The organism is Arcanobacterium pluranimalium (genome assembly GCF_016907845.1).
In the GTDB taxonomy this organism is placed as follows: Bacteria; Actinomycetota; Actinomycetes; order Actinomycetales; family Actinomycetaceae; genus Arcanobacterium_A; species Arcanobacterium_A pluranimalium.
Genome location: NZ_JAFBCS010000001.1, coordinates 1,489,268 through 1,515,992 on the forward strand (window position 1 = coordinate 1,489,268; position 26,725 = coordinate 1,515,992).

Consider the following 26,725-nt stretch of genomic DNA (forward strand, 5'->3'; position numbering starts at 1 on the left):
CCAAAATCCAAATTAATACTAGTACGACGACGATCCAGACGTTTCGTTAGTATCAGGCGCGTTATGTGGTTTTTCTCCCTGATAGGGCTTATCTGCCGAAGTGGAAGTGGGAGACGTCTTGCCGAAAGCGCCTTTAACTTTCTCAGCTCCTCGACGCACGGCGAGAAATGGCGCTCCAACAGTCGAGGTCACAAGAGTGGTCATTGCCGAAATATCTTCGGAAGTGCGCGCCGCGGCATCGGTGATCGCATCAAGTTTTTTCACCTGATAATTGGCTTCTGCAACCGTTTTTGCTGCCTCGTCAATGGCCGGCAAGGTATGCTCAGTCAGTTCACGCAAGGATTCGGCCATGCGATCAAGCACTCGCCCAAGTTTCATTAGTGGGCGAATCGAAAAATATACCAGCACGAGAAAAGCTAGTGCCGCAACAGTTCCTGCAATCTGACCAAGCGTAATCGGTTCCATAAACCTATCTTATCTCTTCTTATCTCTCTTCCAGATATGAAACAGCGCGCTACGGCGACTCCGTAGCGCGCTGCAAAGAAGATATTATCGCGAGTAGTGCTCGACGACCATCTGAACGTCACACGTTACTGGCACTTCAGCACGCTTCGGGCGACGCACGAGCTCGAAGCGAAGCTTCTCAAGCTCAACCTTGAGGTAGTCAGGAACGATTGGCAGAACATCAGCATGCTGACCTTGAGCAGCAACCATGAACTGCGGTGAAGCCTGCGAACGAGGCTTAATCTGAACGATCTGACCAGGCTTTACACGGAACGATGGACGGTCAACAAGCTGTCCATCCACCAGAATGTGGCGGTGTACTACAACCTGACGAGCCTGCGCGATCGTACGAGCAAAACCTGCACGAAGAACGAGCGCATCAAGACGCATTTCAAGCAGCTCGATGAGGTTCTCACCGGACATACCTTCAGCGCGACGAGCTTCTTCCCAGACCTTACGCATCTGAGCTTCACGAATACCGTACTGAGCGCGAAGACGCTGCTTTTCCTTCAAACGTACCGAGTAATCGGATTCCTTAACACGGCCACGGCCATGCTCACCTGGACGGTATGGGCGACGCTGCATGTACTTCTCAGCCTTAGGGGTGAGAGCAATGCCCAGCGCACGTGACTGACGAACAGCCTTGCGGGAACGATTTCCAGCCATTTTTATCTCCTGTCGACATGTGGCGCAGCATTGAGCTGCGGGATCAACCTTGTGGCTAAGATCCCAGGTCCGTTACTCCTCTTAACAAAGAGCAACTCAGATAGTTTAGCACTATTCTTTACCTAGAGCTCTATTGATTCGCTCAAGTCGGGCGGTGACGTTTGCCTCATATCCTCGATCGCTGGGTTCGTAATAGACAGTGCCCAATAACTCTTCGGGAAGATAGGTCTGGCGCGCAATTGCTCCAGGTTCGTCATGTGCGTAAATATAATCGCGATCTTTACCGCTCTGCTGAGCAGCAATACGCGAGGCTTTGACCGACTTATCACGCAAATGCATCGGAACTGGGCCGATCTTACCTTCGCGAACATCTGCAATTGCGCTGTTTATCGCGTTATAAGCACGGTTTGATTTAGGCGCAGTGGCAAGGTGAACCACCGCTTCGGCAAGAATGATTCGAGCCTCGGGCATTCCCACGAGCGCAACCGATTGCGCGGCCGCCGTCGCCGTCTGCAAGGCAGAAGGATCGGCCATTCCGACGTCTTCCGCAGCGGAAATCATCAGCCGGCGCGCAACAAAACGAGGGTCTTCCCCAGCTTCGAGCATACGAGCCAAATAATGAATTGCCGCGTCCACGTCCGAGCCACGAATAGATTTAATAAACGCGGAGATCACGTCGTAATGCTGGTCTCCGTCACGATCGTAACGTACAGCGTAGGAGTCAACTGAGGCTTCGACGTCTGCCAAACTAATCTCTTGATCTGCACGAGCAGCCGCAGCTTCAAGAATCGTCAATGACCTGCGCGCATCTTGTCCTGCAAATCGAACGATTGCATCGAGCGCATCATCTGAAATCGTCAAGGCGCCTTTCAATCCACGTTCATCTTGTAACGCCCGTTTAATTAAGGTTTCGATATTCTGCGGCGAGAGCGGACGCAACGTAAGCAGCAATGATCTCGATAACAGTGGAGAAATCACCGAAAATGACGGATTTTCAGTGGTAGCAGCTACCAAAATCACCCATCGATTTTCGACGGCGGGCAGCAAGGCGTCCTGTTGGGTCTTGGAGAATCGATGAACCTCGTCAACAAAAAGAATCGTTTCTTGTCCGTCCATAAAAAGGCGATGTTTGGCCTCGTCGATGACGCCACGCAACTCCTTGACTCCCGCCGACACCGCCGAGACCTCAGTAAACGCGCGTCCTGAAGCCCCCGCACACAAGTAAGCTAACGTCGTCTTCCCGATTCCCGGTGGCCCCCACAAGAATATCGACGACGGCGCACCCTTTGAGTTTGCTTCGATGAGTCGCCGCAGTGGCTGGCCTGGTTTGAGTAGATGGTCTTGCCCTAAGACTTCGTCTATCGCACGCGGACGCATCCGCACAGCAAGCGGAGCATGAACGTCAACCGGCGTACCATTGGCCTCTTTTGAAATCTGCGAAAATAGATCCACTCTTCCATAGTAGCGGGCATGAGATGTTTAGGTACTTTGGAAATGGCTGTTTCGTAGATGGCGTCGGTTCACCAAATCGGCATTGCTACCTGAAAATCTATCTTACTCAGCTGATCTGGTATTCCATGGATTTACCAGCGGAATCGGCATCGTTTCAAAGTCTGCCGTATTACGCGTAACCATGGTTAAGCCTTTAACTAATGCGGTCGCTCCGATAATACAGTCACGGTATGGCAAAGTTCTGCTTTTTTGGAGATTGGCCGCAGCACGTGCCACTGCAATATCCATTGGCAATATGCGATTTTCAAAAGCTGTAAGGAGATGGTTTTCCAACCAGTCTCGCAAGATTTCTGCCTGAGGATGATCTTTCCGGCCTACCTGCACTATTCCTACTTCAATTTCATAGATAGTTAAGGTGTATCTCACTTCAAAACAAGGGGTTAACGTAGGCGAAATTTCGAAATCCGTCTCGCTGCTAGTAAATTCTTACGCAAATACTGAATTAGTAGGTGAGCTTTTAGCTTATTGCTACGCAACGACCTCCATAATTTGAGACAATAAAATATGTTCACGGCTTTGGGTAAATCAATTTCCGAGCGTCCACGGCTGGTCATCATCGTATGGCTCATTCTGTTTGGACTCGGCTTTAGCGCTGCCATAACAGGGTTTGGCCAGGGAACTCTGTTTTCTCGAATGGAATCTAGCAGGTCAATGGTGCCTGGTTCTGAGTCAGACCTCGTCATGGAAGCGGTAAATGCTGCTGGCGAAGGTGAAGCTATCACATCGATAGTCACTGGAGTCAAAGCCGAAGATATTTCAAGTGAGTTGGGTGTTTTACACGATAAGCTCAACGCGATCGAGAGTGTGCGCATCGTCAACGATCCGCTCTCAGTTCGCGAAAAGAGTCAAAAAGAACTAGCCCAGCAAAAAGAATCTGCTGTTCAAGATGCGATTTCACATGCACAGTCCCAGATTAGCCAGTCCACGGCAGCTGCATTGGCGGCTCAAAATGAGCAGTTGGCGACACTACCACCTACACGGCGTTCCCAAGCCGAACAGCAAATAGCAGCGGAAATCCGCAAAGAAATTGAAACCCAAATTCGAAATAAGGTCTCCCAAGAGATCGACGCCCGATTCGCACAACTTCCCGCCCCCGAGACAGCATTGACTTCTGCTAGCGGTTTCGCGGTTGTCACAGAAGTTGAAGAGGATGTGAGCGACGACGTTCACTCCCGTATCGACTCAGCCATAACGGAATTTGAAACGGCAATCACCTCTTCGCATCCTAATGTGAGAGTCGATTCCATTTCTCACAATATCGCCAAAGATCTCATTCTCAATCAAGTTGCCAAAGATTTGGTGCGCGGAGAAACTATTGGTTTGCCAATGGCACTGTTGTTTCTCGTGATTGTTTTTGGTGGAGTTATTGCAGCTGGTTTACCGCTCTCGGCAGCCCTCGTATCAATTGGTATTGCCTCTGGTTTGACGTGGTTCGTCACTTTCTTCACCAATGTTGATTCGTTCATATTAAATATTTTGACCATCATTGGGCTTGCACTCTCGATTGATTACGGCTTGCTCGTGGTATCTCGCTATCGCGAAGAAATTGGCCGGCGGCTACAGGAACTCGGATACCCTGCCGATGGATCGCGTTTACCCGATGATATCCGCGAGCTGATCAACTCATCAGTCACACTCATTGTTAAGACGGCGGGGCGAACCGTTTTCTTCTCAGCTCTCACTATCGCTGTGTCGATTGCAGGTTTGCTCGTGATGAAAGCACCGATGCTCAAAATGATTGCAATGGGTGGCATGATCGTCACCTTACTCGCCGTTCTTACTGCTGTAACGTTCGTACCTGCACTGATCAAAGTACTCGGTGTGCGGATGCTCAAGCCCTCTGTTCTCACCCGTTTCACATTCTTCGACAGATTGGTCAAACGCTTTGGTGACGCAACCACGGAAAGTGGCATATTCTCACGACTCGCCGAGTGGGTACACCGCCATCCATGGCCAGTATTAGTCAGTGTTGCCTCGCTCTTGGTGGTTTCAACTTTACCTTTGCAAGATTTCGAAATGCGCTCAAATTTCACTGATTACGTACCGGCACACACCAGCGCGAAATATGCATTAGACGAAATCAATAGTACTTATCCTGCATTACGAGCTCCCACTGGAACGGTTCTTGCCGATACTGATGAAGCTGGCGTGAAGCAGCTGCGCTCCGATATTGCGGCGATTGCTGGAGTCGATAACGTCTCCCCTGCTCAAAAACTCAATGATCACCAAACTCTGATCACTTTCCACGTCGATACCGGGGATCAAGTTGGACACGAAGCAACTCAAGTAGTTAAAACAGTTCGTGAGCTTAATACGGATTTTGATTTCAAAGTTGGTGGTAGCGCCGCTCTCCAATACGATTTCAACCGTTCGATAATGGCTGGAGCACCCTACGCCGCACTCGTTATTGTTGTGGCAGTGCTGTTGTTGCTATTCCTCATGACAGGATCCGTTGTGGCGGCACTCAAAGCATTAATCATCAACTCATTGTCGCTCATTGCCGGGCTCGGACTCACAGTGCTGGTGTTCCACTATGGACTCTTCGGATTACCAAAAACGGCAGGACTAGAGACTTTCGTGGTGGCGTGTGCGGTAGCTTTCGGCTTCGGACTCGCAATGGATTACGAAGTATTCCTGCTCGCCCGAATAAAAGAATACTGGGATTCTATACATGATAACGACCTCGCAGTTGAGCGCGGTTTGCAGCGGTCTGGCCGCATCATTACAGCCGCAGCCGTCATCATTATTGCTGTTTTTGTTGGCTTCATTTTTGGCGAGTTGCTTCCGATTCGCCAAATCGGCGTTGCGCTGGCAATTATCGTGCTTGTAGATGCCACATTAGTTCGTATGCTACTCGTGCCTGCGTTCATGACGCTCATGGGCCGGTGGAATTGGTGGGCACCACGCTTCTTGCGCTCTTTCTACGAGAAATTCAAGATCACTCATTAAGCTCATGATCTCTCACTCACGAGCGCGTTATTAGCTCCCTGAGCAGCTATACCTCAAGTAATTAGAGCGCGTACTGTGAGAAGTCTTCAAAGGGCTGCGGCCCACAGAAAATGAGTCGCGGACCGGGTGTGAGACCAAGTCGCAGATAGAGCTTTCGCGCTTTGTGGTTCCATGCCCACATACCGAAGTAGATCGTCTTGCCCTGTAACAGCCAATAATTCACAGTTGCAACCATCACGGCACTGGCAAAACCGCGACCGCGATAGTGAGGATCCGTGGCCAGACCTGCAAAATGGATCTTTCCGCCGTGTTCGCTGGCCCCCATAACGCAAGCCAGTTTTCCGTCGTCGCCCGGAATCACGAACCAATCAAGGCGATCGATATCGTCTACAGCTTCCGATATTGGATTAGCTTTTTGCAGCACCGCTAATATTTCAGCGCGACGCTTGAGAAATTCTTCGGAACCGGTTGGAATAACGACGACGGCGTCGTCGCCCGCAACGGACGGAACCGCTTGCGTGGCAAAGAAAAACTCCCACTCGTGACCCCAATGCGCTCCACAGCGTTCACACAGATCATGGGGCATATTTTCGTAGACCTCACGATTCATCATAATCTCAGATTTACCAAGAACTTCATCGTCAAGACTCTCCAGCAGCTCTATCACACGCTTGGGATGCCCAAATGCTTTACCTTCAAAGACGATGCCTGAATTTTGTGGATCGGACGAACGGACGATAGCAACTACGCCTTGATTATCACCCTCATAAAAGATGATCTGTTCTTTTTGCGTCTCGAGCCACGGCGCGATCTCATGTTGCCAAAAGAAGCTCGAAATGCCACCTAGTACGTCCATTATTCCTCGATTTTCTCACGCAGCTTGCACGTCTTTCTCGTGCAACTTTTGTTTCTCGCGCAGCTTTTATTTCTTATGCAGCATGCACGTCACACTAATCTGTAGGGCTTTCTGGCTTAGCAAACACGTGCAATGTGCACACGAAAACCAGAAAGCCCTACAAAATCAGTTCATCAGATGGTGAATCTAGTTCGCCGTTGGCTCAGCAGCTTTTTGCTTGGGCTTTGCGTCAATTCCTGCTTCTTTGCGCTGCAGAGCAGTAATAGGTGCAGGCGCATCGGTCATCGGATCCCAACCGTTTCCAATCTTCGGGAAAGCGATAACGTCACGAATCGACGGAGCCTTGGTGAGCAGAGCAACGATACGATCCCACCCAAAAGCGATTCCGCCGTGTGGTGGAGCACCGTACTTGAATGCATCAAGCAAGAAGCCGAATTTCTCTTGTGCAGCTTCCTGATCCAAGCCCATCACCTTGAAGACGCGTTCTTGCACGTCGCGGCGGTGGATACGGATCGATCCACCTCCGATTTCATTGCCGTTGCACACGATATCGTAGGCATAGGCAAGTGCATTTCCTGGATCAGTATCAAAGTTATCAAGCCATTCAGGCTTCGGAGAGGTGAATGCATGGTGTACGGCCGTCCATGCGCCACCGGCAACTGCAACGTCGCCTTCAGCTTCTGCGTCTTTCGTAGGCTTGAACAGCGGAGCATCGACAACCCACACAAATGCCCATGCATCTGGATCGATGAGGTTGCATCGCTTTCCGATTTCAAGTCGTGCAGCACCGAGCAGTTCGCGGGACGCAGTTGGTTCACCGGCTGCAAAGAAAATGCAGTCACCAGGCTTGGCACCAGTTGCTTCGGCCAAGCCAGCGCGTTCTTCTTCGGAAATATTCTTCGAGACTGGACCACCCAAAGTACCATCTTCAGCAATGGTCACATAAGCCAAGCCCTTGGCTCCGCGAGCCTTTGCCCATTCTTGCCACTTATCGAATGTGCGGCGCGGTTGCGAACCGCCACCAGGCATGACCACAGCACCCACGTAAGGATTTTGGAACACTCTAAAAGGAGTGTTTGCAAAATACTCGGTAAGATCGACCAGCTCATAACCAAAACGTAGATCCGGCTTGTCTGAACCGAATCGCTCCATCGCTTCACGGAACGGCATCCGCGGAATAGGAGTTGTGAGCTCAACACCAATTAGCGACCAAATATTTTTCAAAACGTCCTCGGCGATTGCCATGACGTCGTCTTGATCCACAAATGACATTTCCACATCGAGCTGCGTGAATTCCGGCTGACGATCAGCACGGAAATCCTCGTCACGATAGCAGCGAGCGATCTGGTAGTAGCGTTCCATTCCTGCAACCATCAAGAGCTGCTTGAATAGCTGTGGTGACTGCGGCAAAGCGTACCACGAGCCAGGAGCAAGACGTGCCGGCACAATAAAATCACGCGCGCCCTCTGGCGTGGAGCGGATGAGAGTTGGAGTTTCAATTTCCACAAAATCGTGACCATCGAGTACACGACGCGCAGCTTGGGAAACCTTGGCGCGCAGACGAATGGCGTTTTGTTCGTACGAACGACGCAAATCGAGATAGCGGTACTTCAGACGCGTTTCTTCGTTTACCGAGCCTGCATCTTCAGCATGATCGGAGATTTGGAATGGCAACGGAGCAGCAGTGTTCAAAACTTCAATCTCTGTTGCTTCCACTTCAACGTCACCAGTTGGAAGCGCAGCGTTGGAATTTCCTTCAGGTCGCTCATTCACAACGCCAACAACTTTAATAACGTATTCAGAACGCAGTTCGTGTGCAACGTCAGCACGAATCGTAATTTGTGCAATTCCCGAAGCGTCGCGTAGATCAATGAAAGCAATTCCGCCGTGATCACGACGACGATCTACCCAACCTGTGAGCGTAACGGTGGAGCCAATATCTTCTTTGCGCAGAGAACCTGCCATTCGTGTGCGTAGCACAGCGACCTCTTTTCAGTTGTTGGAATCACCCGCGAGACGAGCGGGTTACAGCACGTAACGAGACGGGAAACGTGCACGCTCTCGATTCTACCGCGCACCCACAATGGGCAAAAATTCAATGCCTCGAATAAGCCGAGCCATAAGTCACAGCTTCTACTTTTGCGATTCGTTCCTCAGTCCAAAGACAATGGTAGTGTGACGAATTTTCAATCCTCTGAGCGCGAATCGCAAGCACAGAACCTGCACAGCGAGCACTTCGTAACGCGTCCACGGCGTCGTCGTATGAACCGGCGCCGGCGAAACACAACACCGTTGACTGAAAATCTCGAATTCTGGTTGCGTTTTATTTCGGTTGCTTTGATCTCACTCGTCGCTTTTGAGGTCATTGCTGTTGCGACGGCGATGCCTTACGTTGTAGCAGATCTTGGCGGAATTCGTTACTACGCACTCGCCTCTGGCATCGCTTTGGCTTCACAAGTTGTGACGACGGCGGTGGCGGGAGTCTGGTGTGACGCACGCGGTCCTAAGAAAGTGCTTTACACCGGCGTCGTACTTTTTGTAACAGGCTTGATCGTTGCAACCATCGCTACAAACACGGTAGTGCTCGTCATTGGCCGTGCTATCCAAGGTTTCGGTTCTGGTTTGCTGATCGTTCCCCTATATGTGATGGTAGGCGGATATATACCGAAACAAAAGCAACCTGCTGTTTTCGCTTCTTTCGCAGCAGCTTGGGTGCTCCCATCGCTTATTGGGCCCGTTATCGCAGGTATTTTCGTTGATTACATTCACTGGCGGTGGGTATTTGGCATCACTCCAGTGCTCATTATCCTGGCAGCTCCATTCGGCTATTCGAAGATAAAGCAGTTCCCAATGTTGGCCGAGCCAGTGAAAGTTGGCCGCATTCATCGAATCGTGTTTTTCGCGTTGGCATCCGGCGTGTCCGTAGCTTGTTTGCAAATCCTCTCCGGCACTCAAAAAGGCCAGTTTTCACCGTGGACGTACGTATTTATCGTGCTCAGCTCTATTGCGTGTTTCGCATTCATCCGTCCTTTGCTCCCAGCCGGCACACTGAGTGGAAAACGTGGCTTACCAGCGTCGATATTTTTCCGCGGCCTCATTAACGGCACATATATCACTGTGGAGCTATTTCTACCATTACTCCTCAAAGAAGTTCACGCTTTCTCCCCTACGTCTGCTGGCTTTGTGATGACGGTTGGCTCAATAACCTGGGCTGCCGGATCGTGGTGGCAAGGGCGCGTCACCAATCCTAAAACGCGCACACTTTTCCCACTAGTTGGAACTCTGATGCAGTTAGGCGGAATGCTACTGACGGTGCTCGGCGTCTTCCCCAATCTTCCTGGCGAAATCGTGTTCATCGGCTGGCTGATCGCAAGCACCGGATTGGGAATTTCTTATCCTGCCATGACCGTGCATGCCCTCGCGCTCACCGAACAAAAACTGCACGGCAAAACCTCGTCCGCACTGCAGATTTCCGATACGCTCGGATCGGCAATTCTCATTGCTTATGCTGGCATTTTGTTCTCACTGACGCGAAGTTTTGAGCATCATTCATTCACCTGGGTTATTTGCTTCTCGTGTGCAATTCTCATAGTGGCGTTGTGGTTGGTAAGGCGCATCACTGCTGGAGAGAATTTGCGTGCCGATTCGACGTATTAATACGCGTTATCGCAGATCATCGGCATTGAGATAGGAAGCAATAACTCATAGTTATAAAACAACGTGCCCCATCTCACCGCGGCGTTTATCGCGAATCGAGATCTGAACCCTATATGCTTGTAGGGCGTCAAGAAGTGACGCTTGGCCTTTTGCCGACTGCGTGTGTATATGTGTGTATTTTTCGGCAAGGCGGAGAGTTTGGACCTCAATTCCGCCAAGGCTCGAAGAATCAACAACGTTTGGACGTAGTTTAATGTCGGATAACTCCGTAACTTTTGCTGACCTCAATTTGCCTGAAACTATCTTGCAGGCCATCACCGAAATGGGATATGAAGTCCCAACAGCGATCCAGCAGCAAGCCATTCCGCACCTCGTACAAGGGCGCGACGTCGTCGGCGTGGCGCAAACCGGTACCGGAAAGACTGCTGCATTCGCCCTTCCAATGCTCGGCCACGTCGATCCCGAGGTGCGCGAAGTACAAGCTCTTGTGCTTGCACCAACTCGTGAATTGGCAATGCAGGGCGCAGAGGCAATTGAAACTTTTGCTTCCAAAACAGGCGGTCTAGATATCGTGGCCGTTTACGGTGGCACTTCTTATGGGCCGCAGCTCGGCGCTCTAAAAAACGGCGCGCAGGTCGTCGTCGGTACGCCAGGTCGCGTCATGGATCTCATCGAACGTGGCGCACTCAAACTCGAAACGGTGCGTTACTTCGTGCTGGATGAAGCAGACGAAATGCTGCGTATGGGCTTTGCCGAAGATGTGGAGACTATCGCCGCTGGCCTGCCAGACGAGCGCATTTCTGCGTTGTTCTCCGCAACCATGCCGGCATCGATTCGCAACGTTGCTCAAACACATCTCAAAGATCCTGTTGAAGTGACTGTTTCACGCCAAGCATCAACAGTGGACACCATCACTCAAACTTTCGCGGTCGTACCAATGCGACACAAGATCGGAGCTCTAGCACGCGTTTTGGCAACCACCGACGCCGATGCAGCGCTCGTCTTTGTGCGCACCCGCGCTACTGCTGAAGAGCTTTCTCTCGAGCTCACTGCGCGCGGTGTCATGACTGCTGCGCTTTCGGGCGACGTGCAACAAAAAGACCGCGAAAAACTCGTTGAGCGTTTGCGCTCTGGCACAATCGACGTGCTCGTAGCTACCGACGTCGCAGCGCGCGGCTTGGATGTTGAACGCATCGGACTCGTGGTCAATTTTGACGTACCACGTGAAATTGACACCTACGTTCACCGCATCGGACGCACTGGTCGCGCTGGCCGCGAAGGTACTGCGCTAACTTTCGTCACTCCAAAAGAGCGCACCCGTTTGCGCCGCATCGAAAAAGTTACCGGCGCACGGATGAGTGAAGTTGAACTTCCTACCCCAGCACAAGTTTCATCACTGCGTGCACAGCGAGTGATTGATCAGGCTATTGAACGTTTCGGCGTTGGGCGTCTGCATGTTTACGATGAAGTTCTCGCAGCTTTTAAAGAAGCACAAAGCGAGTCCGAATCACCGCTTTCCACCGAGGACTTGATTTTGGCACTCCTTGCCCTGGCTGTGCGCGATCCAGGTCCACAAGCCAATGACGAGCCCGAGTTCCTCACCGCGAAGTTCGACGACAGCGGACGCGAGCGTTCGTCTCGTACCGGTCGTGAGCGTGGCGAACGACGTCGTGAATCACGCAAACCCACCTTTGAAGGAAGTGGCACAACCTATCGCATCGAAGTTGGCCGTCGTGACGGCGTTTCGCCTGGTCATATCGTGGGTGCAATCACGGGCGAGGGCGGAATTGCCGGCTCCCAATTGGGCAAAATTGATATCTTCCCATCTTTCTCGCTGGTCGAGTTGCAGCATGAGCTAGACGAGAGTACTCGCCGACGGATCGGCCGAGCACGAGTTGCTGGTCGAACGCTCAATATTTCCGAAGATCGTGGCCCAGGCCATCGCCCTGCCGGCGGATTTAATGACGACGATCCAGAGTTCCGCAAGTACCGCGCTGATCGCAAATTCGGCGATGATCGCCGCAAGTTTAAGTCCTCCGCGCGTGGAGATCACAGCTCTGATCGCCGCGCCAGCCGCGGCTTCCGCCACGATGATCGCGGCTTTGGTGGGCGCTCCGAACGACGCGGCGGACGCTTCAATGATCGCTTCGCAGATCGCGGCGCGCGCCGTCCCTCCCGAGACAGCGACCGCTGGTAAATCTTAAGCTAGCAGGCAATTCTTCGCTCGAGCGCAGTACTTTCACTAGTACTGCGCTCTTGCTTATATGCGGGTTAAAGGTCGGTTTAAAGGCCAGATCGTGTCTGGGGACGCGTGTCAGGGGTGGGCATGTCAGGGATTAGGCGTGTCCGGGGGCGCGTGTGAGGGATTAGGCGTGTCTGGGGACGCGTGTCAGGGTCATATCGCGGCGTGGCCGTCGAGATTTGGTGTGGATTTTGCATGATCTCGATATATGTGGAGATGTTGCCAAAAACGCCCCAAAAGTACGTCGGAGAGTGGGCGCAGCGGCTAGCACAAATCATTTAACTTTCACGCTGCGCAGTGATTCTACGAGCTCAACGTAATCGAGGTAGCGTTGTAAATCAGCTTTCAATGGTTCCATAAGTTCAACGCTAAGTTTTTCGTTCATGCGTTGTTTTACGTCTCGCATTATCCGTTTTTGCATGCGCCGTGCACGCCAACGATGAGCAACTCCACTGAGCAAGGAAACCAAAATCGAAGCCAGCGCTGCACCAACCATCACAAGCAGCGGAAGTCCAATCCTTACTACTCCCCCAAAATCCACAGCTGGTGGATCAATCAACTGAATCTGAATCAGATGGCCAAAATTCAGTAAAATCAACCACAAAGCACCAACGACTGCTCCCACGCCCAAAAACCACTGAGCGATATTTCCTAACCGCCACCAAAGCGGTACTTTACGCAGTGGAAACGACACTCGTTGCAGCACATCTCCGGCAGTTTCAAGCACAGCCATTGCGCGCCGATGATGACTTTGCATAATGCTATGTGCCCATAACCGTGGCATTTTCTCAACAACTTGTGTGATAAACTCATCCACGCTCATTTCATAACGCGCTTGATACGAGCGATCAACACCAATCAATTCAGTTATCGCTTCTACAGTGACGGATTCATCTGGCCAAACGTCGGCGCCATCAACGTTATCTTTAACCAGCCGAAATCTTTTGAGCGGATCCACTTTGGCACGCCACAGCCATCTTGTAAATATGCTGGTCGTGGAACTGTTGCCGCGATATACACACGATTCGTAGAGAATCTTCTCCAGCTGCTTTCCACCAATTGCCCCCAGTAAAGGATCTACTAAGACACTTTGGCGATCCGGTAATTGATCTAAAAACTGCCAAATTCCATCAGCAGCGGATGCTTCCAATACATCAGAAATATTCTTCAACTGCGCACACAAATGCGCATATGCCACATTTCGTTCTTGTACGATCTGCGCGATGCGTTCACGCAGTTCAACAATACCAAGTCCAATGCGAGTTGAGGTTGCCAATACTGGCACATCAATGCCGTGTGAATGCAAAATTCGTTGCGCATCTGCCACCACGTCTGCTTGAATACGCTCCGCCAATGTATCGGCCTGGTTGAGCACGACGATAGTCACCTCAGCATGGTGACGCATATGCGCGAGATAGTCATCATGAATAATCGCATCGGCATATTTTTGCGGGTCAAGCACCCAGATAAGCACATCAACTTTCTGCGAAAGACGCCGCGCAATCTCCCTATTGTGGTTATTAGTCGAATCAATATCAGGAAGATCGAGCATAATCACCGACGACGCGCTCGCATTCGAGTCAACACCCAAGGTTTTCGCCAAGGTAGGTTCAATATGCCGACGCCGCACATCCAACCAGTCGAGTAACTCTGGTGCAGGCGAACTGCACACCGCTTGAGGCTCAGAAGTCGTAGGACGCGTTGGGGCAACCGGGGCGACGTCGAAACCAAGCACCGAATTTAAGAGCGAAGATTTTCCTGCTCCAGTGCCACCAGCAAATGCGATCACGCTATGTTCAATTCCTCGCTGCCGACGCTGTGAGCTATATGCTAAAAAGTCTTCGGCCTCGTGGAGCGATGCCGGATCTATTTTTCCTCGTGCCAACCGAAGAATCTGTTCGAGATTCGTAACTGCCTCTGCAAATGAAATGCTCATCGCTGTGTGCACCCAGCTCCCGCAACTGCCTGTAACTCTTGCACCCTTATCTGCAACTCATCCAAAATTTGCTCATTGACCTGCAGTGAATCAAGATTTCGAAGAAAAACATCACGGTCAACACCGAGGAATCTCTCCAAACGCTCGTCAAAATCAAGGCGAGCTTCTTTAGCCATGCGGCGCACGGCGTCGTCGCCAAAAATTGCTTCTAAAACGCGCTGCGCAACAAGGGCAGTTCCCCCTGCAACGGCAATTTCGCCTCCAACCAGGCCTCCTGTAGAAGCAAAGACCAAAATGATAAGCGATACGCCCACCGCGTTAATTCCCAATGCAGCGATCCGTGCCATTGCTTTCTTGGAATCACTTTGCTTGCGAATCATCGCTATCAAAGCCTGGTGCCACTGCCGAACTAGCTCTTGAGCAGCTTGTTCACGCTGCTTATCGCTACGCAATTCGGATTTGACCAGCTTCAGCGCATCAGTTAACTCTTCGCGTTGCTGCCAAGACTGGAGCATTTTGGCAATCACCAGTTGAGAATGAGCCACGATCATTTTCAAGGTAATTTCACTAACTACTTCTTCAACATTCTTCACAGACGGCTTTTTGGCGGCGAAAAAGCTGGTAATGCGATCACGAAGCATGGAAACTTGAGATTCGAGTTTGCGTGCCCACTGACTAGTGCCGATAAGGTCTTGCCAGCTGCGCAAGACCTCGCCTTTGAGCAAGCTGCCATCGGAAAGCTGAGCTGAAATCGTATGGTGAGCCGCATCGAATAGCTCTATCGCCTCGACTCTGCGCTCATTACAGTAAAGAACTTGCTCGTCATAGCCCGCTTCAATCTCCGCCAGTCGTTCAGGCATCGCGCTAACTACACCTAGCAGCGTTTGTTTGACCACGAGAGCGCGGCTCGTGGCATCGCGAGCAATTCCGCGCATCCAGCCGCGGATAGCGTCCACATCTGCGTTCGGTAAACGGGCATCTTCGCCTAAATCCGTCTCCGAAACCACAAACAAAGGGGCGTGCTCTAAACCGTGTTCTTCGAGCTTCTGCACAAGATCGCGGCGCACTTCCACACCGACTCCCACCGGCACGCGATTAAGCAAAACACCAATCACAAGATTGCGACGCGCTGCATCATCAAGCATCGCCCAAGGAATCGCATCAGCGTACCGATGCGCAGTAGTAACGAAAATCCACAAATCCGCTGCTGCCATGAGTTGCGCTGCCAACACTCGATTTTCTTTCACCAAAGAATCGATATCTGGTGAATCGATCAACGCTAATCCGGGCGGCATATGTGCAGATGTTTTGAGCGCAATTTGAGATTGTGCAAGTTGTGCACTGCCTTGTAGCTTTGCGTCGTGAGCGGTCGCGGTCCGAGCCACACCATTTTCTTTTGCCTCTTTCGCCAAAGTGATGCCATCATCTGCCCTATTATCCGAGGTAACACGCGCCAAACTCGGAAGAATATTGCTACTTTCAAACCAATCGAGGTCTTGTGGGTGACAGATCAGAGTCGGGATGCGCGTCGTTGGACGCAAAGCAGATGCATAGGTGAGGTTCTCACCCACCAACGAATTCACAAAAGTTGATTTCCCAGCGCCCGTTGAACCGCCCACCACTGCAAGTAGCGGCGCATCGAGAGCCGCAAAGCGCGGCAAAACGTAATCGTCGAGCTGATTGCAAAGATCCCCTAGCGCCTCGTGCGCTGAGTCGCTATGTGGAAGTCGAATCGGAAAATGCACCAGACCGAGTGTATTGCGCATTTTGTGCAACACACTCGGAACCGATTGATCGGTATTATCTGGCACAGCTAAACTCACCATCAGTTCTCCGGATTGACCAATCTCGGGCGAAGATCCTCAGCAGATGGCATCCATACCTGTGGATCCGCACCAACTTGCTCGCCGGAGCGAATGTCCTTAACTTGCTCACCGTCGTCGGTAGTGAACCAAACAAAAGGAATGCCACGCTTGTCGGCGTATTTAATCTGCTTTCCGAACTTCGCTGAATTTGGCGAAACTTCAGTGGAAATTCCGCGAGAACGCAACATCATCGCCGTCTTTTCAGCATGACGCCGTTCGGTCTCGTCGTTGACTGCGATCAGTACCGCGGTAGGAACCTTGCGAGTAGGAACCACAACGTCACGTCCAATGACGCGCGCCAAAATGCGCGAAACACCAATAGAAAGTCCCACACCGGGGAAAACACGCTTTCCGTCGCTGGCCAAGGAGTCATAGCGTCCACCGGAACACACAGAGCCCAAGTCTTCGTGACCCACCAGCACTGATTCGTAGACCGAACCTGTGTAATAGTCAAGGCCGCGTGCGATCTTCAAATCAGCTTCGATTGCTCCTGGCATCAGCTCATTAGCCCCGTCAACCAAGTTCACAAGCTCTTCAAGTCCCTGCTCTAACAGGGCACTCGTGTGTCCGAGCGCCAGAACCTCATCAGCAAACCGGCCGTCCGCGCCGCGAATATCTGCCAATTTGAGTGCGAGTTTCGCCTGTTGCTCTGAAGCACCAACGCGTGCAGCGAGCAGTTCAATCACAACGTCCGGGCCAACTTTATCGAGTTTGTCGAGAATGCGCAGAGTCTCTTCCACATCTGCGATCCCAATAGCCTCATAAAATCCTTGCGCGAGTTTGCGGTTCGAAGCTTTGATAATCACGCGCGGAATCGGTAATTTGCTCAAAGCGTCCACCATCACCAATGGAAGTTCAACTTCATGGTGGAAAGCGAGCGTATCTTGACCAACTACATCGACATCAGCTTGCACGAATTCGCGAAAGCGCCCGTCTTGTGGCCGCTCCCCTCGCCACACTTTTTGAATCTGGTAGCGGCGAAATGGGAAATCGAGGTGTCCGGCGTGCTCGAGTACGTAACGTGATAGCGGCACTGTCAGATCAAAGTGCAAGCCCAACTGTGCGTCGCGATCGTTCTTCTCGTCGCCAGCAGCCTGTAAACGATTGAGAAGATAGATCTCTTTCGAGGTTTCGCCTTTGCTCAATAGCTGCGAAACGGGTTCAACAGCGCGAGTTTCAATCCCTGAAAAACCGTGCAATTCAAATGTTGAACGCAGTGTGTCGAGAACTTCCTGCTCAACGATACGTCCTGCCGGGAGCCATTCTGGGAAACCTGATAACGGTGCAATCTTAGCCATGATTCTATTATTTCACTTCTCAATACGATTCGTAGAATTTGCCCTTTTGTTGTGCTTATGTATTATACGTATCCGCACACCTAAGAGCCTATTTTTACGGTCGGCGTGCAGCCTCGATGATCAACTCAACGAAGCAAAACCGATGGTCATTGCCCAGCTGAGCTGGCATTGGTCACGGCCGAGTTTTTCGACCTCACCTTTTGCCCAGCTCATCGATTAGATCGTCTACTTAGCGCATTTACCTAGCGCATTTACTTAACTCATCGCGGCATGGAGGTACTGCGAGTGTCGAGTCTCGTGAAACATCGTCGTCTGCGGACCATGACCAGGGAAAATAACAGTCTCTGGCTTAATAACCTGCACCAGGAATCGCAACGATGCAGCCATCTTTTGATCATCGCCACCAGGCAAATCGGTGCGACCAATCCCATTGTTGAAAATTACGTCACCCGAAAGCATAAACTGCTCATTTCTGCCAGTGTCACCAATGCTATGCGGCCCGGCAGCAATGGCGCGCCCTGCGAAAAGAAAGACTGAGGAGCCTTCCGTGTGCCCCGGCGTCGCAATCGCACGCAAGACGACGCCTGGCACGATCTCAACTGATTCTTCATAGAATTGCGCGGGCAGAGTTTGAAGGTTGCTCGGCACACTCCACGTGTCAATGCCCATGCGGCCAAAGGCGATAGCAAATTGCGGCATGCCGAGATGCTCTAGCGGATTGTCCAGGCGATATAAGTCTGGTTCAGGAATATATACTGGCTCATCGTCAACCACACCGCTCACGTCCCACACGTGATCTGCATGCCCGTGCGTGAGTAAAACGGCGCCTAAGCTCAGGCCGTGCTCAGCGAGTGTTTCTTTGATCCATTGGCACGAGCCTGCCCCTGTATCCACCACTAATGCAACTTTTTGGTGCTCGTCGGCCACAATGTAGGTATTGGCTTCGAGGAAAGTTTGGCTATAACGCAAGATAATCATAAATATAACCGTACCTGAAATGCGTGGTTGACTGCATTTACACGAAAATCTGCGTACAATATTATATGAATATTACGCGCACGGTGTGGCACCCGCCTACCCCGTCTTCAAAGGAGCATCAAAGATGACCGATTCCACAGAAAATGCCCGTCCAAAGATCCCAGTTCCGCTTCCGCGCGCTGAAGCTAAAATCGCAGTTCCGGTGCCTCATATTGACGACGCCGATGCTGCCGCAGCTGCCAAGTGGGGACGCGTCGACGACGACGGGAACGTTTGGTTACGTTCGGCAGGTTCGGAACCAGAGCGCGTCGTCGGACAGTACGCTGCGGGCGGTACCGAAACTGATGCACTCGGTCTCTACGTGCGTCGATACCTTGATATTAAGGCTCAGGTTGTTCTGCTCGAATCACGAGTTGCCAAAATCTCTCCTGAAGAAGCTCGCAAATCGCTCAAGTCGCTTAAGGAACAACTCGTTGAACCTGCAGTGGTTGGCGATGTAGAAGAGCTGCGCAACCGCGTGCAGGCACTGGAGGCAAAGATTGAAGAGCGCGCTGCGCAAGTGGCAATTGAGCGCGAAGAAGCTAAGGCTAAGGCTTTAGCTGATCGCACTGCGATTGTGGAACGCGTTGAGGAAATTGCGGCTCAAGATCCAGGGAAAACGCATTGGCGCAATTCTCGTGATGAGTTGACCAAGCTTCTTGATCAGTGGAAGAACGCACAAAGGCACGGTGCACGCCTCGATCGCACGACTGAAGATGGACTGTGGAAGCGTTTTTCCGCAGCTCGTACCCAGTTTGACCGCCACCGTCGTCAATATTTCTCCGATTTAGAAGCTCAGCATAAGGAGACTATCCGCACGAAAGAGGCGCTCATTGCGCAGGCTCAAGCGCTTCAAACGTCCACCGATTGGAACGATACCGCAGCGCAGTACCGCAATCTCATGGATCAGTGGAAGCGAGCAGGGCGTTCTACCCGCAAGGATGACGACCGGTTGTGGGAGCAGTTCCGTTCCGCTCAACAGGTATTCTTTGATGCGCGAAGCTCCTTTAACGCAGCTCTTGATGAGGAATTCGGTTCCAATCTTGAAAAGAAACTGGCTTTGCTCGAACAAGCAGAGCGCATCTTGCCGATCGAAGATATTGCTGCTGCGAAAGAGCAGCTGCGAGCAATCGGTGAGCAGTGGGATGCTATTGGCCGCGTGCCGCGTGCCGATGTTGCCCGCACTGAAGGGCGACTTCGCGAAATTGAGCGGATCATTCGCGATGCCGAAAATGAGCAGTGGGCCAAGACCGATCCTGATAAAGAAGAGCGCACCTCAGGAATGGCACAGCAGCTCCAGCAGCTTATTACAGAGCTGGAAGCCCAGTTGGCTCAAGCTCAAGCTGACAGCAATGCCAAGAAAATCAAAGAGTACGAAGAAGCATTGGCCGCTCGCAAGGCCTGGCTCAAAGCAGTGCTTGATGACTAATCGCAACTAATGCGATGGCCGGTTTTGGGGGTTGTTTCCACAGCTGTGGAAACAACCCCCAAAACAGTTGCGGATTTTGATACATGTAGAACATGATCAATTTTCCGCTTATCGAAGCCAAAAGTTTAGCCGATCTCAATCAGTATCGATTTTTAGACGATCGGTATCTAGAGCTACTGCCGGGGATATTTGCAGACACAAATTACTGTATAAACCCACTGCTTCGTGCTTATGCTTACCAGTCGATCACGCACGATGGTGATATTTTGTGCTCATGGTCTGCCTTATGGATTCACACTGGGTATGCGCCAATCCAGCTGATCCGTGGACCATATACCGTGCGCAGGGACTCAAAGTATCGTTCCACGAGTAAAAGGCGCACGATTCGCTCCGAAGATATCCACAAATATGGCAATGTTCTCGTTACAAACTGTGCTCGAACGGCTGTAGATCTACTCCTCGAAGACTTGGAAGCCGGAATCAGCTTCCTGCCTATCTTGCTGCGTTCCGGTGCGCGTTATGAGGCGATCATGGAGTGCTTAAACCATATTCATGCAGTTGCTGGAAAGAAGCGTGTGCAAGAAGTTCTTGCCCAACTCCCCCGCGACATTTTTCGATTTAACCAACTCGCTAGTATGAGAAATGCTCACGGGAAAACGCGTTGATGAGCTTCTTTCTTCGAGGCCGTAACCCGGTAGGCGTCGTACACGCCTTCGATCTTGCGCAGTTCTTTCAAGACCTGATCGAGATGACGCGGATCAGAAATTTCAAAAATGAAATTAGAACGAGCAAGCCTCTCACTCGACGTGTTAATAGAACCCGAAATCATATTAATATCATGCTCACTGAGGGCGCGCGTAATATCTGCCAACAGCCCCTTGCGATCCAGTGCCTCAATCTGCACTTGAACCAGGAAAATACCCTCGGGAGTTCCATCCCAAGCAATATCGATGAAGCGATCCGGTTCTCTGCGCAGCGACTCTACATTCGGGCAGTCCGCACGGTGTACAGAAATCCCTTTTCCGCGCGTCACAAACCCCACAATTTTATCCGGTGGCACAGGCGTACAGCACTTTGCGAGTTTCACAAGCACATCGACGTCGTCCAAATTAGAGACGACGACGGCAGACGACGCATTCCCCTCTCGCCGATGCTGGATACGAGTTGGGGTTACTGCCTCAGACATCGTCTCTTCGACGCCGGCCTGCCCGCCTTGCGAAGAAATGATTCGACGCACCACGGTTTCGGCCGAAATTGAGCCCTCACCAATCGCCGAATACAAATCCGAAACATCAGTTCGAGAAAAGTCTTGTGCCACAGCTTTCAGCGTCTCATGCGACATCAACCGCTGAACTGGCTCATTCTTGCGCCGAATCGTCTTGGCGAGCTTTTCCTTACCAATTTCAATTGCTTCATCGCGTCGATTTCGCGTGAACCAGGATTTAATCTTGGCTCGTGCTCGCGGGGTGGCCACAAAATCCATCCAGCCTTGCGATGGACCAGCATCATCGGACTTTGCCGTAATAATCTCTACGGTATCCCCCGATTCGAGGCGATGATCGAGAGTTACTAGACGGTCGTTGACTTTCGCACCAACTGTTTTATGCCCTACCTCAGTGTGAACAGCATAAGCAAAGTCAACCGGCGTCGCACCCGCCGCTAACTCCATCACTTCACCCTTAGGCGTGAAGACGTAGACTTGGTGCCCAGACATCTCATAGCGGAGCGAGTCGAGGAATTCCGCTGGATCTGCAGTGTCGCGCTGCCAGTCCACTAATTGGCGCAGCCATTCTAGTTGAGTATCTTCAGCGCTCGTCTCAACAGTGCCGTTTTTCTTATTAGGGTTCTCTTTGTAGCGCCAATGAGCTGCAACTCCGAATTCGGCCCGCCGGTGCATCTCGTATGTGCGGATTTGGATTTCTACCGTCTTTCCATCTGGACCAATTACTGAGGTGTGGATTGACTGGTAGAAATTGAATTTAGGGCTAGCAATATAGTCTTTGATACGGCCTTGGATCGGAGTGAAAATAGAATTGGCAACACCCAAAGCTGTATAACAATCCTGCACTTCATTAACCAGCACACGCACACCAATGAGGTCATAAATATCCTCAAAATCGCGCCCACGCAAAATCATTTTCTGGTAAATCGAATAGTAATGCTTCGGCCTGCCCGAAATCGTACAATCTACTTTTGCACGGACTAATTCTCGCTCAAGCGCTTTTTTAATGCTTTCAATATACGCAACTCGCTCTGGGCTTCGATCAACCACCATTCGCTCAATTTCCGAATATACGGCTGGATAAAGCGTCTTAAAAGAAAGATCCTCAAGTTCCCACTTAATCGAGTTCATTCCGAGTCGATGCGCAAGTGGGGCATAAATCTCGAGAGTTTCACGCGCTTTCTTTGCCGCAGAAGCAGACTCAACATAACCCCACGTGCGGGCATTATGGAGACGATCTCCGAGCTTAATGAGCAGAACTCGAATATCTTTGGCCATGGCAACGACCATTTTGCGCACAGTTTCAGCTTGGGCTGCTTCACCGAATTCAACCTTGTCGAGTTTAGTGACTCCATCAACGAGCAGTGCTACGGTTTCGCCAAATTCTTTCGTTACTTCTTTGAGCGTATAGCCCGTATCTTCGACTGTGTCGTGAAGCAGCGCGGCGACGAGAGTGTCTTCATCCATGCCTAACTCGGCCAGGATCTCGCAAACCGCAATCGGATGAGTGATATATGGCTCGCCCGATTTGCGCTTCTGCCCTTCATGGCATCGCTTCGCAACTTCGTAGGCGTGAATAATTCGTTCAGAGTTCAATGAACGATCTGCGATAGATTCAAAAATGTCTGAAAGCGCATCAGGAATAACGATCGATTCGCGTTTACTCAACCACGAATACTTGGATCGAAATCTCGAACCACTGTGACTTTCCGACATATTTCCACCTACCATGCTGTGATTTTACGGCAAATTTTCCCCGAATGAAATCTCAGACTCAACAAATCGCTCATCTGGATCACCACGAAATCTGAAATCCATAAGCTGAGGATTATAAGACGATCTAGTCGATGCTTGCCCATTGAGACTCCAGCCTACCCACTAAAGTGGAGAGCACGGGCAACTACTGCCCGTGCTCTCCACTTTTTTAATAGCTAAGTACTGATTCGATTGGGATATGCTCTCCCAGACGCTCGCGGCCACCCAAGTCTTTCAACTCGAGCAATACACACAACGCTGCTGGCACACCACCTGCTTGCTCAATGAGATCAAAAGCAGCGCCGGCTGTACCGCCAGTCGCTAGAACGTCGTCGATAACGAGCACGCGCATTCCGTCTTCAACTGTGAAAGGCTGAAGTTCCATCCGTGCTGAACCGTACTCGAGATCGTAGTCCACGCCAACGACTGGACCAGGAAGACGCCCTGCCTTGCGAATAGTCAACATGCCAACGCCCATAGCCACCGCCAACGGCGCGCCGAGGATGAAGCCACGCGATTCCAGACCTGCAACTGCGTCAACTTTGCCACGGTAACGATCGGCAAGAATCTCGATAAGCTGCCCGAATGCGTGAGCATCGGCAATCAGAGGAGTAATATCTCGGAAAAGAACACCAGGAGCTGGGAAATCACTGACCTCACGAACATGAGATTCAACGAGTTCAACGGTATCCTTCGGAAAAATCGGGTTTTGACCCATCATTTATTCCTCTTCTTTCGCTTTTTTGGCTGAGCAGAATTGCCTTGGTGCCGCCCGGCGATGCGGTCGTCCAAATGTGCACCAGTAATCATATCCGATTCATGCGATACTGCGTCTACTAATTCCATATCCTTAGCAGATTCATGTCCAAGCTCACCTCGCGAAGCCAAAACGCTGCGGGTATGTGAGGCAATATCATCATTGCGCAAAGCCAAAGCCACAGCTAATGGAGCAGCAATGAAAATCGAGGATAGAGTGGAGAGCAACATTCCAACGAACATCACAAGTGCCAGATCACGCAGTGTATCTGCGCCGAAAATCCCAACACCGATAAACAACACGGCCATAACCGGCAACAGACCAGTAATAGAAGTGTTGAGTGAACGGATCAGCGTCTGGTTGATTGCCAGGTTAGCCGATTCCTCGTAGGTAACTTTTCGCTGTTTGCGCAGCTCAAGCGTATTTTCTCGAACCTTGTCAAACACCACCACGGTATCGTACAGAGAGTAACCCAAAATGGTCAGAATACCGATGATCGTGGCCGGAGTGATTTCCAGCCCAAGTATCCAATAGATTCCCAAAGTGACCACAAAGTCATGGAGCAGAGCACCAATTGCACCAACCGCGATAGTCCAGGACCGGAAGTATGCAATGAGCACAATAGATACCGCAACCAGGAATACAATCATGGCTCGAATAGCCTTGGCCATGATGTCTTTACCCCACGACGGGCCGATGAAGGTCGAGGTTACGTCTTTCTCAGGAACCTCATAGGTCTTAGCTAGAGCTTCTTTAACTTTCTGAGTGGACTGATCGTCCAAAGAAGTTGTCTGTACACGAATCGCGTGAGCGCCCACCGAAGAAACGCGCGGCGCGTCATCTTTCCCAACTTCGGCGATTACCTTGTAAGCGCCGTCGTGTGAGTCAATTTTCGTATTCGACACCGTGAACTGGGATCCACCGCGGAATTCGATCCCGAGGTTTGGATCTTTGACGAACACCGATAGAACTGAAGCGATAATCGCAAACAGCGCAATACCGAACCAAACTTTGCGCAAACCAATAACGTTGAAGGACTTGCGACCGGAGTAAAGGTCATTACCAATGGAGTAAACAGACATCAGTTCTCCTCCCCTTCAATTACGTTTTCGGCAACGCTCATTTCTTGAGCCTGCGCTTTCTTCTTTTCGCGGCGTTCTCGCGCCCGACGCTCGGCCAAGGATTCGCCAGGCTTGCCACTCGCCTTGACGCCAGATGTTGCTTTGGTTTCAGCCACAGACGACGCCTCCTCAGTATCGTCAGCGGTTCGCTCTTCAGCTTCTTGTGCAGCGACAGCATTGCCGGCATCCACGCCAGTTTTAGCTGATCCACCGATATTGCCGCGTCCTCGATACAGCGGCGTGCGGCGCAGGCTTTCCACATCGAGACCAGAGAATCGCTTGCCCTTTCCGAAGAACGCGGTACGAATCACGATCAACATGAGCGGATAAGTGAACATCATGACGACGATCAAATCGAGGAGCGTCGTAATTCCGAGCGTGAAAGCGAAGCCGCGTACCGATCCAACAGTGAGGACGTACAGAACTATCGAGGCGAGCAGGTTTACGCAGTCCGAAATGATAATCGTGCGTTTTGCTCGATCCCAGCCGTATTCGATTGCAGAATGCACATTGCGACCATCACGAATCTCATCACGAATACGCTCGAAGTAGACGATAAACGAGTCGGCAGTAACGCCGATCGAAATAATCATACCCAGCACGCCAGCCATCGAGAGCCGGTATCCCATCACCCACGACAATCCGCAAATGACCAAGTACGAAAGTCCGGTAGACAGTACAATCGATGCAATCGCAATGATGCCAAGACCGTGGTACTGCCACAGCATGTACAACACGATGAGCACTAATCCGATAAATCCAGCAATCAAGCCTGCTTGGAGTTGCTCTGAGCCGAGCGTTGCAGAAATTTGCTCTTCGGATTGAACCTCAAAATTGAGTGGGAGCGAACCGAAGTTGAGCTGATTGGCCAATGCTGCTGCTTCTTCAGCTTTGAAATGCCCCGTAATTTGAGCCTGTCCACCTGCGATAGGGCCATTTGGAACTGGAGCGGAGAGCACTTGCCCGTCAAGCACAATCGCAAATTGATTCTTTGGCGACTGCATCTGATAGATACGGCCAGTCACATCGGCGAAAGCCTTAGCTCCTGCCGAGTCAAACTGCATATTCACAGCCCATCCACCAGTAGGAGTGCCCTTTTGATCCGTAGCCAACGACGACGATGCCTTCGTCAAGTTGGTACCTTCAATTTCTGCCGGGCCAAGAATGTACTTTTGCTCACCGGTAGACGAACAGGCAACCGAAGCTTTCTTAGGATCGTCAGCAGTTGCCCGCAAACGCGCATCTTCCGAGCCACATTCAAGCTTAAAAGCATCATAGAGGGCTTTTTCAGTCACCCAAAGGTCATCGGAATAATCTTTTGGTGTGCCATGTGGAGTATCAGAAATCTTTCCGTCTTTATCCGAATCCGCCAAAGCTACGATCTCTTTTTCAAGCTGCTCTGGAGTCAGATTAGGCGCAGGAGCTTCTTGGACAGGTGCCGGCTGAGCATTGGGATCTGTACCTTTATTAGCCTGAGCGTTCTTCATCTTGGCGATATCATCGGCCGTCAATGCCTTAGGTGCCATTACCGAAAGCACTGGTCGCAAACGCAAAACAGCAGAGGTACGAACGAGATCCAGAGTTTCCTTACTCGGGTTTCCCGGCAGGGCAACAACGATATTCTTTCCACCCTGTGCGCTGATCTCAGCTTCTGCCACACCCGAAGCATCAACACGCTGCCTAATAATCTCAATAGCTTGCGAGACGTCAGATTCGGTAATCTCAGATCCGTCAGTTGCTACTGGGGTCAGAATGATCTGCGTTCCACCTTCAAGGTCAAGCGCTAATGACGGCGCGAACCGCGACTGCGAACCTTTTAGGGTACCAGCAAAAAGTGAGCCAACTAGGGCTATCATCAACACGAAAAGCACAACTAGTCGCTTATTACGCGACGATTGCCTCTCCATTACTCTTTTTTTCGACACGAAATTGTCTTTTC

19 protein-coding genes are annotated in these 26,725 nt (G+C 51.2%); 5 read left to right on the plus strand and 14 right to left on the minus strand.

The genetic code is table 11. From position 1 onward, the window contains the following. Positions 1-18: 18 nt before the first annotated feature. From JOD55_RS06460 to JOD55_RS06475, 4 genes are all read right to left on the minus strand, one after another. Positions 19-465, minus strand: a complete 447-nt coding sequence (locus JOD55_RS06460; RefSeq protein WP_204399226.1) for a DUF948 domain-containing protein — start codon at positions 463-465, stop codon at positions 19-21. Between the two features lie 84 nt (positions 466-549). Continuing rightward, complete coding sequence (rpsD, locus tag JOD55_RS06465; protein WP_204399227.1) at positions 550-1,170, minus strand: 30S ribosomal protein S4; 621 nt, start codon at positions 1,168-1,170, stop codon at positions 550-552. A 111-nt stretch (positions 1,171-1,281) separates the two neighbouring features. Continuing rightward, the gene (locus JOD55_RS06470; protein WP_338022214.1) at positions 1,282-2,622 is read right to left on the minus strand and encodes a replication-associated recombination protein A; all 1,341 of its coding nucleotides are present in this window, start codon (positions 2,620-2,622) and stop codon (positions 1,282-1,284) included. A 102-nt stretch (positions 2,623-2,724) separates the two neighbouring features. Further along, positions 2,725-3,048, minus strand: coding sequence for a PIN domain-containing protein (locus tag JOD55_RS06475; RefSeq protein WP_204399228.1), 324 nt, complete (start codon positions 3,046-3,048; stop codon positions 2,725-2,727). 150 nt (positions 3,049-3,198) lie between these two features. On the opposite strand from JOD55_RS06475, the gene JOD55_RS06480 reads away from it, so the two are divergent. Beyond that, positions 3,199-5,631: an MMPL family transporter gene (locus JOD55_RS06480; RefSeq protein ID WP_204399229.1), complete on the plus strand. Its 2,433-nt coding sequence runs from the start codon at positions 3,199-3,201 to the stop codon at positions 5,629-5,631. Positions 5,632-5,692: 61 nt separating this feature from the next. Here JOD55_RS06480 and JOD55_RS06485 read toward each other — a convergent pair whose 3' ends face one another. Next, positions 5,693-6,487: a GNAT family N-acetyltransferase gene (locus tag JOD55_RS06485; RefSeq protein WP_204399230.1), complete on the minus strand. Its 795-nt coding sequence runs from the start codon at positions 6,485-6,487 to the stop codon at positions 5,693-5,695. A 186-nt stretch (positions 6,488-6,673) separates the two neighbouring features. After that, on the minus strand, positions 6,674-8,467 hold the full coding sequence (gene aspS / locus JOD55_RS06490; protein WP_204399231.1) for an aspartate--tRNA ligase: 1,794 nt from the start codon (positions 8,465-8,467) through the stop codon (positions 6,674-6,676). A gap of 195 nt (positions 8,468-8,662) precedes the next feature. On the opposite strand from aspS, the gene JOD55_RS06495 reads away from it, so the two are divergent. Next, on the plus strand, positions 8,663-10,144 hold the full coding sequence (locus tag JOD55_RS06495; protein WP_338022215.1) for an MFS transporter: 1,482 nt from the start codon (positions 8,663-8,665) through the stop codon (positions 10,142-10,144). Between the two features lie 253 nt (positions 10,145-10,397). Then, positions 10,398-12,341: a DEAD/DEAH box helicase gene (locus tag JOD55_RS06500; RefSeq protein WP_204399232.1), complete on the plus strand. Its 1,944-nt coding sequence runs from the start codon at positions 10,398-10,400 to the stop codon at positions 12,339-12,341. A 319-nt stretch (positions 12,342-12,660) separates the two neighbouring features. On the opposite strand, the gene JOD55_RS06505 is transcribed toward JOD55_RS06500, so the two are convergent. The 4 genes from JOD55_RS06505 to JOD55_RS06520 all read right to left on the minus strand — a co-directional run bounded on the left by JOD55_RS06505 (position 12,661) and on the right by JOD55_RS06520 (position 18,463). Further along, the gene (locus JOD55_RS06505; RefSeq protein ID WP_204399233.1) at positions 12,661-14,322 is read right to left on the minus strand and encodes a GTPase; all 1,662 of its coding nucleotides are present in this window, start codon (positions 14,320-14,322) and stop codon (positions 12,661-12,663) included. Continuing rightward, positions 14,319-16,148, minus strand: coding sequence for a dynamin family protein (locus JOD55_RS06510; RefSeq protein WP_204399234.1), 1,830 nt, complete (start codon positions 16,146-16,148; stop codon positions 14,319-14,321). Before JOD55_RS06510 ends, JOD55_RS06505 begins: the two co-directional genes overlap by 4 nt. Continuing rightward, a complete protein-coding gene (gene hisS, locus JOD55_RS06515) occupies positions 16,148-17,485 on the minus strand; it encodes a histidine--tRNA ligase (protein WP_204399235.1) in 1,338 nt (445 codons plus the stop codon). The genes JOD55_RS06510 and hisS overlap by 1 nt, the downstream gene beginning before the upstream one ends. A gap of 255 nt (positions 17,486-17,740) precedes the next feature. After that, on the minus strand, positions 17,741-18,463 hold the full coding sequence (locus tag JOD55_RS06520; RefSeq protein ID WP_204399236.1) for an MBL fold metallo-hydrolase: 723 nt from the start codon (positions 18,461-18,463) through the stop codon (positions 17,741-17,743). A gap of 124 nt (positions 18,464-18,587) precedes the next feature. Here JOD55_RS06520 and JOD55_RS06525 point away from each other — a divergent pair, with 124 nt between their 5' ends. After that, positions 18,588-19,931: a DUF349 domain-containing protein gene (locus tag JOD55_RS06525; RefSeq protein WP_204399237.1), complete on the plus strand. Its 1,344-nt coding sequence runs from the start codon at positions 18,588-18,590 to the stop codon at positions 19,929-19,931. Between the two features lie 92 nt (positions 19,932-20,023). Beyond that, positions 20,024-20,596: a hypothetical protein gene (locus JOD55_RS06530; RefSeq protein WP_204399238.1), complete on the plus strand. Its 573-nt coding sequence runs from the start codon at positions 20,024-20,026 to the stop codon at positions 20,594-20,596. Here the strand turns inward: JOD55_RS06530 and JOD55_RS06535 are convergent. The 4 genes from JOD55_RS06535 to secD form a co-directional block, all read right to left on the minus strand. Next, entirely contained in the window at positions 20,578-22,869 is a 2,292-nt protein-coding gene (locus tag JOD55_RS06535) for a RelA/SpoT family protein (protein ID WP_204399239.1), read from the minus strand. The genes JOD55_RS06530 and JOD55_RS06535 overlap by 19 nt on opposite strands. Before the next feature lie 208 nt (positions 22,870-23,077). Further along, positions 23,078-23,626, minus strand: a complete 549-nt coding sequence (locus tag JOD55_RS06540) for an adenine phosphoribosyltransferase (RefSeq protein WP_204399732.1) — start codon at positions 23,624-23,626, stop codon at positions 23,078-23,080. Continuing rightward, positions 23,626-24,747, minus strand: a complete 1,122-nt coding sequence (gene secF, locus JOD55_RS06545) for a protein translocase subunit SecF (RefSeq protein ID WP_204399240.1) — start codon at positions 24,745-24,747, stop codon at positions 23,626-23,628. The genes JOD55_RS06540 and secF overlap by 1 nt, the downstream gene beginning before the upstream one ends. Continuing rightward, positions 24,747-26,693 carry a protein translocase subunit SecD gene (gene secD / locus JOD55_RS06550; RefSeq protein WP_204399241.1) on the minus strand — a complete coding sequence of 649 codons (1,947 nt, stop codon included), beginning with the start codon at positions 26,691-26,693 and terminating at the stop codon, positions 24,747-24,749. The genes secF and secD overlap by 1 nt, the downstream gene beginning before the upstream one ends. Positions 26,694-26,725 lie beyond the last annotated feature (32 nt).

What these genes read in the sequence shown, in the direction of transcription:
- JOD55_RS06460 (WP_204399226.1), bottom strand. Translation starts at nt 465, where the DNA reads ATGGAACCGATTACGCTTGGTCAGATTGCAGGAACTGTTGCGGCACTA.
- rpsD (WP_204399227.1), bottom strand. Translation starts at nt 1,170, where the DNA reads ATGGCTGGAAATCGTTCCCGCAAGGCTGTTCGTCAGTCACGTGCGCTG.
- JOD55_RS06485 (WP_204399230.1), bottom strand. Translation starts at nt 6,487, where the DNA reads ATGGACGTACTAGGTGGCATTTCGAGCTTCTTTTGGCAACATGAGATC.
- JOD55_RS06500 (WP_204399232.1), top strand. Translation starts at nt 10,398, where the DNA reads ATGTCGGATAACTCCGTAACTTTTGCTGACCTCAATTTGCCTGAAACT.
- JOD55_RS06505 (WP_204399233.1), bottom strand. Translation starts at nt 14,322, where the DNA reads ATGAGCATTTCATTTGCAGAGGCAGTTACGAATCTCGAACAGATTCTT.
- JOD55_RS06510 (WP_204399234.1), bottom strand. Translation starts at nt 16,148, where the DNA reads ATGGTGAGTTTAGCTGTGCCAGATAATACCGATCAATCGGTTCCGAGT.
- hisS (WP_204399235.1), bottom strand. Translation starts at nt 17,485, where the DNA reads ATGGCTAAGATTGCACCGTTATCAGGTTTCCCAGAATGGCTCCCGGCA.
- JOD55_RS06520 (WP_204399236.1), bottom strand. Translation starts at nt 18,463, where the DNA reads ATGATTATCTTGCGTTATAGCCAAACTTTCCTCGAAGCCAATACCTAC.
- JOD55_RS06525 (WP_204399237.1), top strand. Translation starts at nt 18,588, where the DNA reads ATGACCGATTCCACAGAAAATGCCCGTCCAAAGATCCCAGTTCCGCTT.
- JOD55_RS06530 (WP_204399238.1), top strand. Translation starts at nt 20,024, where the DNA reads ATGATCAATTTTCCGCTTATCGAAGCCAAAAGTTTAGCCGATCTCAAT.
- JOD55_RS06535 (WP_204399239.1), bottom strand. Translation starts at nt 22,869, where the DNA reads ATGTCGGAAAGTCACAGTGGTTCGAGATTTCGATCCAAGTATTCGTGG.
- JOD55_RS06540 (WP_204399732.1), bottom strand. Translation starts at nt 23,626, where the DNA reads ATGGGTCAAAACCCGATTTTTCCGAAGGATACCGTTGAACTCGTTGAA.
- secF (WP_204399240.1), bottom strand. Translation starts at nt 24,747, where the DNA reads ATGTCTGTTTACTCCATTGGTAATGACCTTTACTCCGGTCGCAAGTCC.
- secD (WP_204399241.1), bottom strand. Translation starts at nt 26,693, where the DNA reads ATGGAGAGGCAATCGTCGCGTAATAAGCGACTAGTTGTGCTTTTCGTG.